Source organism: Pseudomonas sp. SMN5 (assembly GCF_052041925.1).
Lineage (GTDB): Bacteria > Pseudomonadota > Gammaproteobacteria > Pseudomonadales > Pseudomonadaceae > Aquipseudomonas.
In genome coordinates this window covers 291,501-300,610 of sequence record NZ_JBKGGX010000004.1, presented here as the reverse complement: position 1 = coordinate 300,610, position 9,110 = coordinate 291,501, and the positions used below count along the sequence as shown (strand labels likewise).

The window sequence follows — 9,110 nt, the reverse complement described above, 5'->3', positions numbered from 1 at the left end:
TCCCACAGAGGTCAGGGGTCGTTTGCAGCTATTCATACGGCAATAAAAAACGCCCCTGACCGCAAGGCCAGGGGCGTTTTTTTATCAGGCGCGAAGGTTACTTCGCTTTGACACCTTCAAACGAAACGTACAGCTCGACCGCATCGGACGATGGGCCCAGGTCTTTCTGCTTGCCGAAGTCGGAACGCTTGATGGTCGTGGTGCCTTCGAAACCGGCACGGTAGCCGCCCCATGGATCCTTGCCTTCGCCCAGGAAGGTAGCCTTGACCACGACCGGCTTGGTCACGCCCAGCAGGGTCAGGTCGCCAGTGACGTCGGCCGTTTCCTTGCCATCGGCGTTCTTGCCGGTGGACTTGACGCTGGTGGAAACGAACTTGGCGTCGGCAAATTTGCCCGCGTTCAGGAAGTCGGCGCTGGCGATGTGCTTGTCGCGCTCGGCGTGGTTGGTGAACACGCTGGCAGTACGGACATTGAATTCGATCTTGCTGTCTTCCGGCTTGGCGGCGTCGAAACTGAACTTGCCGTCGATGTCCTTGAAGGTACCGGTGATGTAGCTGTAGCCCAGGTGACTGATCTTGAAGTCGACGAAGGCGTGCTGACCTTCCTTGTCGACCACGTAATCGGCAGCCATGGCCTGGCCGGCGGAAAGCAGGGCGGAACCGATTGCCAGAGCGGCGAGCGTCTTTTTCAACATGTTTTCTATTCCTTTGGAGTCGAGGTTGAACATCAGGCTTGGCGCCCCAGCATGCGCTTGAGGGTCGCGTCACGGTCGATAAAGTGGTGTTTCAATGCTGCCAACGCATGGAGGCCGGAAAAAATGACCAGCGCCCAGGCCAGGTACAGGTGAATCTCGCCGGCCACGTCTGCCTGGTCAGGCAGTCCGGACACCAGCGCGGGGACTTCAAACAGGCCAAACACTGGGATCCCGACACCGTCTGCGGTGGAAATCAGGTAACCGGCAATCATCACGGCGAACAACCCGAGATACAGGGCACTATGGCCGAGCTTGGCGCTGACGCGAGTCAGGCGACCATAGGTTTGCAGGGTCGGCGGCGGTGGGCTGACCAAGCGCCAGATCACCCGCAGCAACATGACCGCCAGCAACACCAGGCCGATGCTCTTGTGCAAGTCCGGCGCGTCTTTGCGCCAGGTGCTGTAGTAGTCCAGGCCAACCATCCACAGGCCCAGCGCGAACAGCCCGTACACCGCCAGCGCTACGCCCCAGTGCAAGACGATGCTGACCCAGCCATAGCGAGAAGAAGAGTTGCGTAGCTGCATTGCTCATATCCTGTAAAAACTGCGATCAAGATAGCCGCTTATCTATCGAATTAAAGCGGAAAATTTCGCTTTGAAATATCGAGAAATACGATCATCAGTTTGGTTGGGGTCGGTTAAGGAAAGATTAACGGGAATACAGGCTGTGATATCAGTTTGACCGGGACGGCCTCATCGCGAGCAGGCTCGCTCCCACAATGGCCCGTGGTGACTGGCCGAACGCGGTCCCTGTGGGAGCGAGCTTGCTCGCGATGACGTTATTCCAGGCAATAAAAAACGCGGCTGACTCGCCGCGTTTTTTCTATTCCCCCAGCCTTACTGAGCCTTGGTCTCAGTCGCTGCCGGTGTCGTTGCAGCCGGCTTGGCCGCGGGCTTCTTCGCCGGTTCAGCCTTTTTCACCGGGGCCTTGGCCGGGGCTTTTTTCGCCTCGGGCTTGGCCGCGGTTTTTTTAGCCGCTGGTTTAGCCGCCGCCTTCTTGGCAGGTTCAGCTTTCACCGGCGCCGCAGGTTTCGGCGGCTCTACCGGTGCCGGGGCTGGCGCAGGTGCTGGAGCAGGTGCCGGCGGTGGCGCTACCGGTTCCGGGGCCTTGACCGGTTCTGGCTTCTTCTCGTCATCGGAGCCACCGAACAGGTTGCTGAAGAAGTTGCCCTTCTTCGCCGCCACCGCACCGGCCGCTGCTGCGGTCGCCGCCGGGGCAACCTTGGCAGGCTCGAAGGATTTGCCGGCCGCCAGGTCTTCAACCTGGCTGGCTGCCCGTTGACCGCTGCGCAATGCGCCTTCCAGGGTGCCTGGATACAGGCTGTCGGTGTGTTCGCCGGCAAAGGCTACGCGCTGCAACGGTTTTTCCCACAGCCGCCAGTATTTGCTGATCTGGCCCGGGCCAAAGGCCAGGTACGAGCCGCCCATGGACGGATCGGTGCTGTAGCGACGAATCTCATACCCGGTAAAGGCACCACGGGCCTGTGGATAGAAAGCGTGCAGGCGGATGAGGACCTGGTCGACCATCTGTTTGTCGCCGAACGCCTGCATCACCCGGGCGTTATCGCCGGAAAGGTTGATGACCACGTTGGCGCCGCCCTTCAGGGCCGGCTCGATCCACATCATGCCCAGCCCGGTGTTGCTGTAGATCTCACCGGACATGCGCGCCTTGCTGTCCCAGACCGGGGTCTTGAACTTGAGCATGATCTGGTCGCGCCAGCCGTAGTTGGTGCCCTTGATCGCGCCCTGGTGCTGGGCATCCAGGGCCGGGGTCAGCTGGATCTTGTTCAGGGCGCGCAACGGCACCGCCAGCACGACGTAGTCCGCCTGGTAGCCGACGCTGCCGACCTTGACGGTCACGCCGTCCTTGTCCTGAGAGATCGCCGAGACCGGCGAGTTGGTCTTGATGGTTTTCAACTGTTTGACGAACGCCTGGGCCAGCACCGGGCTGCCGCCCAGCAGGCGCGAGGCCCGCAGGTCACGGTCGGACACGCCACGATAGACCCGGCTCTGCTGCGCGAAATACAACAGCGACAGGCGCGACGGTTCGTCAAAACGGGTACGGATTTCCTGGTTCACCAGCTGCCGCGCGGTGGCCGGTAACTGCAAACGGTCGAGCCAGTTGGACACGGTGATCTGGTCCAGTGAATGCAAGGTGCTGGTGGCGGCCGGATTCAGCGGATCGTCAATGGAACGCGCCAGGTCGTCCAGGGTGGTTTCGTAGCGCTTGAGAGCCTCGGCCGTGGCGGGTTGCTTGGTCGCCAGGTCGGCGGCGGTGAAGTAGGTGCCGTCGATCAGGTAGCTGGGGGTGCGCACGAATTCCGGGGCCGGGGTGGTGCTCAGCTTGAAGGTCGAGACATATTTGTTGAGCACCGGCTGAGTCTTTTCATTGCCGATCCATTCGCTGGTGGCCATGCCCGAGCGTCCGCCCAGGTCCTGCTTGGCTTCCAGCAACGTCACCGCCCAGCCCTTGTTCTGCAACTCATAGGCCGCCGTGAGGCCCGCCAGGCCGCCACCGATGACAATCGCCGTCGGTTGTTTGTCCTTGGCCAGCGCCGAAACGCTGAACAGCCCTATCATCACCAGCGCACAGGCGCGCAGCCAACCAGCAGACATTCAGGGAACTCCGGTTTTAAAACGTAGGAAATTTCGGTTTCGAGCCAGTCGGCCCGCGGTATTTCGAGCCAGTCGGCCCAGGAACGGCGAAGAATACGTCAGCCATCAAAACGCCGCCAGCGACGTCTATCGCCTGCTCCAAAGTAGCGTGATCGACACAATGGGTTGTTCCCCGGGCCGGCATTGCATAGGCTTGCGCGATTGTTTTGCCCGCGCCCGCCGCGAGCCACCTCGAGGAGACTGTACATGGGCCTGAATAACCAGTGGATGCAACGAGACCTCGCGGTGCTGTGGCATCCCTGCACCCAGATGAAAGACCACGAACAGCTGCCGCTGATCCCGATCAAGCGCGGCGAAGGCGTGTGGCTGGAAGACTTCGAAGGCAAGCGCTACCTCGACGCCGTCAGCTCCTGGTGGGTCAATGTGTTCGGCCACGCCAACCCGCGCATCAACCAGCGGATCAAGGATCAGGTCGACCAACTCGAGCATGTGATCCTCGCCGGCTTCAGCCATCAGCCCGTGATCGAACTGTCCGAACGCCTGGTGCAGATGACACCCGAAGGCCTGACCCGGTGCTTCTACGCCGATAACGGCTCATCGTGCATCGAAGTGGCAATGAAGATGAGCTTTCATTACTGGGCCAACCGTGGCTGCTCTACCAAGAAGCGCTTCGTCACCCTGAGCAACAGCTACCACGGCGAAACCATCGCGGCGATGTCAGTGGGTGATGTGCCGCTGTTCACCGAGACCTACAAGGCGCTGCTGCTGGACACCCTCAAGGTGCCGAGCCCCGATTGTTACCACCGGCCCGAAGGGGTGAGCTGGGAAGAGCATTCGCGCACGATGTTCGCTGCCATGGAGCAGACGCTCGCCGAGCACCACGACAGCGTCGCGGCGGTGATCGTCGAACCGCTGATCCAGGGCGCCGGCGGCATGCGCATGTATCACCCGGTCTATCTCAAGTTATTGCGCGAGGCCTGCGACCGCTACGGCGTGCACCTGATCCACGACGAAATCGCCGTCGGTTTCGGGCGCACCGGGACGATGTTCGCCTGCGAGCAGGCCGGGATCACCCCGGATTTCCTGTGCCTGTCCAAGGCCCTGACCGGCGGCTACTTGCCGCTGGCGGCGTGCCTGACCACCGACGAGGTCTACAGCGCCTTCTACGACGACTACCCGACCCTGCGCGCCTTCCTGCATTCCCACAGCTACACCGGTAACCCGCTGGCCTGCGCGGCAGCCCTGGCGACGCTGGATATCTTCGAAGAAGACAACGTCATCCAGAACAACCAGGCTTTGGCCCAGCACATGGCGAACGCCACCGCGCACCTGGCCGATCATCCGAACGTGGCCGAAGTGCGCCAGACCGGCATGGTGCTGGCGATCGAGATGGTCAAGGACAAAGCCAGCAAGACCGCCTATCCCTGGCAGGAGCGACGCGGCCTGACGGTGTTCCAGCATGCGCTGGAGCGTGGCGCGTTGCTGCGGCCGCTGGGCAGCGTGGTGTATTTCCTGCCACCGTATGTCATCACCCCCGAGCAGATCGACTTCCTGGCCGAAGTCGCCAGCGAAGGCATCGACATTGCGATCCGGGACAAGGTCAGCGTGGCGGTGCCGAAAGACTTTCATCCGGGTTATCGCGATCCGGGCTGACCACAGGTTTCCCTGTGGCGAGGGAGCTTGCTCCCGCTCGACCGGGCTGGCGCACCAGTGCGCGGCAATCGCAAGAAATGGGGCCGCTTCGCAGCCCAGCGGGAGCAAACTCCCTCGCCACAAAAGCGCTCGATCAAAATAACAATGCCATCCCCCGATTCAACAGAGAACCAACATGAGACTGTCCCGCTTCTTCATCGACACCCCGCTGAGCCTCGGCGAACACGAGTTGCCCGAGGCCCAGGCCCATTACATCAGCCGGGTGTTGCGCATGGCCGAAGGGGACGCGGTGCAAGTGTTCGACGGTTCGGGCCAGGAATTCCTGGGTGTGCTGGCCGAAGTCGGCAAGAAGCAGGTGCGGGTTCAACTGAACGAGCAGTTCGACGGACAACCGCAATCGCCGCTGCACATTCACCTTGGTCAGGGGCTGTCCCGGGGTGAGCGGATGGACTGGGCGATCCAGAAGGCCACGGAACTGGGGGTGAACGAGATCACGCCGATTTTCAGCGAACGCTGCGAAGTGCGCCTCAAGGATGAACGGGCCGACAAACGCCTGCTGCACTGGCGCCAAGTGGCAATCAGCGCTTGCGAGCAATGCGGGCGCTCGACCGTGCCGGTGATCCATCCGCCGCTGCTGCTGGCCGACTGGCTGAAGCAGACCGAGGCCGGGCTGAAGCTGGTGCTGCACCCGGTGGCCGAGCCGCTGGTCAGCCATGCCAGGCCACAGACGTTGGCCTTCCTGATCGGCCCCGAGGGCGGTTTGTCGGAGGCCGAGGTCGAACAGGCCAAGTCCGCCGGCTACCACGCCGCCCGCCTCGGCCCTCGCGTGCTGCGCACCGAAACCGCGCCGGTGGTGGCCCTGGCGGTGGCGCAGCAGTTGTGGGGGGATTTCTAAAATCGGGTGGTTATCCCTTGTGGGAGCGAGCCTGCTCGCGATGGCGGTGGGTCAGCCAGCCTAAATGTCGACTGACCCACCGCCATCGCGAGCAGGCTCGCTCCCACACGGGTTTAGCGGTGTTCAGAGTACATACAGCACAATCGCCACAAAGTGCAGCAGGCTGCCAGCGATCACGAACAGATGCCAGATGCCATGGGCATGGCGCAGGCGGTTGTCGAGGGCGAAGAAGATGATGCCCACGGTGTACAACACGCCGCCCGAGGCCAGCCAGGCAAACCCGGCGCTGCCCAGGGCCGCCAGCAATGGCTTGACTGCCACCAGCACGATCCAGCCCATCACGGCGTAGATCACGATCGACAGGATGCGTGCTTCGGATCGCGGCTTGATCTCCTGCAGGATCCCGATCAGCGCCAGCCCCCAGACAATCCCGAACAGACTCCAGCCCCACGGCCCGCGCAAGGTCACCAGGCAAAACGGCGTGTAGCTCCCGGCGATCAACAGGTAGATCGAAAAGTGATCGACCTTCTGCATGATCGCTTTGCGGCGCCCGCGCACGCTGTGGTAAACCGTCGAAGCGCTGTACAGCACCAGCAAAGTGAACCCGTAGATCGCCACGCTGACGATCTTCCAGGGATCACCAGTCAGCCCGGCCATCACCACCAGCCACACCCCACCGATAAACGCCGCGATCGCCCCGACCAAATGGGTCCAGGCGTTGAGTCGTTCCCCGTGATACATCGAATCCTGATCCTCCATATCGAGCCAGCCGCCAAGACTCAGGCCTGCGGCGCAAAAGTGCAATGGCTTGCGGCGCGTCTACCTGTGGGAGCAAAGCTTGCTCGCGATGGCGGCCTCACAGCCAACATCTCCATCGACTGAAACATCGCTATCGCGGGCAAGCCTTGCTCCCATGGGCTATTGAGGCACAATCAAACGATACGACCAAGAGCCAGCCCCATGCTGATCGACGAAGAATTGACCCTGAAGAAACTGGAGGTGTTCCTGGCCTTCATGCGCACCGGGAACTTGGCGCGGGCGGCGACCGAGTTGCAGACCAGCAATGTCAGCGTGCACCGGGCGATTCACTCCCTGGAGAGTGCCTTGCGTTGTCCTTTGTTCAAGCACGAAGGCCGTAACCTGACGCCGCTGGAAAGCGCTTATGTGCTGGAGGAGCGGGCGCAGAAACTTATCCATGACGTGGTCGAAAGCGTACGCCTGACCCGCGAGGCCGCCGGTTTTTCCGCGGAGCGCTTCAAGCTTGGCTCGCTGTACTCGCTGACGGTCAAGACCGTGCCGCAGCTGATCATGGGCCTGAAGATCCGTCGCAGCGAACTCAACATCGACCTGATCATGGGTTCGAACATCGACCTGCTCTACAAGCTCAAGAACATGGAAGTGGACGCGATCCTGGTGTCCTTGGACGACAGCATCAACGACCCGGACTGCGAGCACATCGCGTTGTTTTCCGATGACATCTTCCTCGCCACGCCGGCTGACTCGCCCTTCGCCCAACGAAACGAAGTCGACCTGGCCGAGGTGCGCGACGAGACGTTCATCACCTTGACCCAGGGCTTCGCCACGCACCAGGACGGGATCCGGGTGTTCAAGCAGGCGGGGTTCGAACCGAAGGTGGCAATGCAGGTCAACGACATCTTCACCCTGCTGAGCATGGTCAGCTCCGGGGTGGGTTACGCATTGCTGCCGGGACGGATCGCGGCGGTGTATGAGAACCGGGTGAAGCTGATCCCATTGCAGGAAAAGTATCGGTTGCAGCAGCACATCGGCGTGGTGTTCCTCAAGGCCAAGGAGCGCGATCCGAATCTGCTGGCGCTGCTGGCCGAGTGCCGGATGTATGCCAATCGCCAGGCTTGAGAGATCCTGTGGCGAGGGAGCTTGCTCCCGCTGGACCGTGAAGCGGGCCCCGCTTTGGTGGGCGCTTCGCACCCAAGCGGGAGCAAGCTCCCTCGCCACAAAAGCAGTGCTGCTTAGCCAACAATCCCGCGAACAATGAAGTACAACAGCGAAGGCCCCAGCAAGCACCCGAGCCCGGTATGGAACGTCGCGGTCAGCGCGCCATAGGGCACCAACCGCCGGTCCGTCGCCGCCAGGCCCGCCGTCACACCGCTCACCGTGCCGGCCAACCCGCCGAACACCATCGCCGAGCGCGGATTATCCAGCCCCATCCAACGTGCCGCCATGGGCGTGCCGACCATCACGATGATCGCCTTGATCAGCCCGGTGGCAATCGACAGCGCCATCACATCAGACGTCGCGCCAATCGCCGCGCCGGTCACCGGCCCGACGATATAAGTCACCGCACCCGCGCCGATGGTGGTCATGCTCACCGCGTCGCGATAGCCGAACAGCCAGGCAATGCTCGCACCGACAATGAACGGCAAAATCGTACCCAGCAGCAGCGCGATCACCCCGATCATTCCGGCCTTCTTCGCTTCGGTGGCCTGCACTTCGAACGCGGTGGCAACGATGGCGAAGTCGCGCAGCATGGCGCCGCCCATCAGGCCGATGCCGGAAAACAGCGACAGATCTGCCAGGCCCTTCTGCCCACCGGTCATGGTGCCGCCGACCCAGGCCAACACCAGGCCAATGACGATGGCAATCGCCGAGCCGTGGACCCGTCCGAACGTCAGGCGCCTGGACAGGATCACCGACACCCACATGATCACGCCGACGAAGGCGAACGCCGTGATCAGACCGTTATGTTCCAGGCCTTTCTCGATGAGATTCCACATGTCAGCGACCTCCTACCGGCGTGCCGAGGGGCATGTCTTCAGTCGGCTCATCGGGCAACGGGTCGCCTTTGTGAGTCCGGCTGATCAGCGCGATGGTGCAACCGCAGAGCACCACCGAACCGATGGCTGCCAACACCGCCACCGGGCCGCCGTGCAGCGCCGTGACCACGTTCTGTTGCGCGGCCATCGCCACCACCACCGGAATGTACATGGCGCCCCAGAAGGCCACGCCCATCTCGCAGTCCTTGGTCATGCCGCCGCGCTTGTGCATCCATAACCGCGCGCAGATCAGCAGGATCATCGCAATGCCGACCCCGCCCACGTTGGATTTGACGCCCAGCAACACGCCGAGCAGGTCGCCCAGGATCACCCCTGTCAGCGTACAGATCGCCAACAGCGCCACACCGTAAATAATCATTGTCATAGTCCTCAAAATGCAT

9 protein-coding genes are annotated in these 9,110 nt (G+C 62.1%); 3 read left to right on the top strand and 6 right to left on the bottom strand.

Features of this window, described 5'->3' with window-relative positions; genetic code table 11:
- Positions 1–97: 97 nt before the first annotated feature.
- The 3 genes from ACLEJR_RS06385 to ACLEJR_RS06375 form a co-directional block, all read right to left on the bottom strand.
- A complete protein-coding gene (locus ACLEJR_RS06385; RefSeq protein ID WP_440798141.1) occupies positions 98–694 on the bottom strand; it encodes a YceI family protein in 597 nt (198 codons plus the stop codon).
- A 32-nt stretch (positions 695–726) separates the two neighbouring features.
- Positions 727–1,278 (bottom strand): cytochrome b, encoded by a 552-nt coding sequence (locus ACLEJR_RS06380; RefSeq protein WP_440812804.1) that lies wholly within the window; start codon positions 1,276–1,278, stop codon positions 727–729.
- A 312-nt stretch (positions 1,279–1,590) separates the two neighbouring features.
- Entirely contained in the window at positions 1,591–3,369 is a 1,779-nt protein-coding gene (locus ACLEJR_RS06375) for a flavin monoamine oxidase family protein (RefSeq protein WP_440812802.1), read from the bottom strand.
- A 246-nt stretch (positions 3,370–3,615) separates the two neighbouring features.
- Between ACLEJR_RS06375 and ACLEJR_RS06370 the strand changes: the two genes are divergently transcribed.
- Together ACLEJR_RS06370 and ACLEJR_RS06365 are read left to right on the top strand one after the other, a co-directional pair.
- A complete protein-coding gene (locus ACLEJR_RS06370) occupies positions 3,616–5,022 on the top strand; it encodes an adenosylmethionine--8-amino-7-oxononanoate transaminase (protein WP_440812800.1) in 1,407 nt (468 codons plus the stop codon).
- A gap of 175 nt (positions 5,023–5,197) precedes the next feature.
- The gene (locus ACLEJR_RS06365; RefSeq protein ID WP_440812799.1) at positions 5,198–5,917 is read left to right on the top strand and encodes a 16S rRNA (uracil(1498)-N(3))-methyltransferase; all 720 of its coding nucleotides are present in this window, start codon (positions 5,198–5,200) and stop codon (positions 5,915–5,917) included.
- 123 nt (positions 5,918–6,040) lie between these two features.
- Here ACLEJR_RS06365 and trhA read toward each other — a convergent pair whose 3' ends face one another.
- Positions 6,041–6,658, bottom strand: coding sequence for a PAQR family membrane homeostasis protein TrhA (trhA, locus tag ACLEJR_RS06360; protein WP_440798151.1), 618 nt, complete (start codon positions 6,656–6,658; stop codon positions 6,041–6,043).
- 219 nt (positions 6,659–6,877) lie between these two features.
- Between trhA and ACLEJR_RS06355 the strand changes: the two genes are divergently transcribed.
- A complete protein-coding gene (locus ACLEJR_RS06355; RefSeq protein ID WP_440812797.1) occupies positions 6,878–7,792 on the top strand; it encodes a LysR family transcriptional regulator in 915 nt (304 codons plus the stop codon).
- A 113-nt stretch (positions 7,793–7,905) separates the two neighbouring features.
- Here the strand turns inward: ACLEJR_RS06355 and madM are convergent, their stop codons facing one another.
- On the bottom strand, positions 7,906–8,670 hold the full coding sequence (madM, locus tag ACLEJR_RS06350) for a malonate transporter subunit MadM (RefSeq protein ID WP_440812795.1): 765 nt from the start codon (positions 8,668–8,670) through the stop codon (positions 7,906–7,908).
- A 1-nt stretch (position 8,671) separates the two neighbouring features.
- Positions 8,672–9,088, bottom strand: coding sequence for a malonate transporter subunit MadL (madL, locus tag ACLEJR_RS06345; RefSeq protein ID WP_440812793.1), 417 nt, complete (start codon positions 9,086–9,088; stop codon positions 8,672–8,674).
- Positions 9,089–9,110 lie beyond the last annotated feature (22 nt).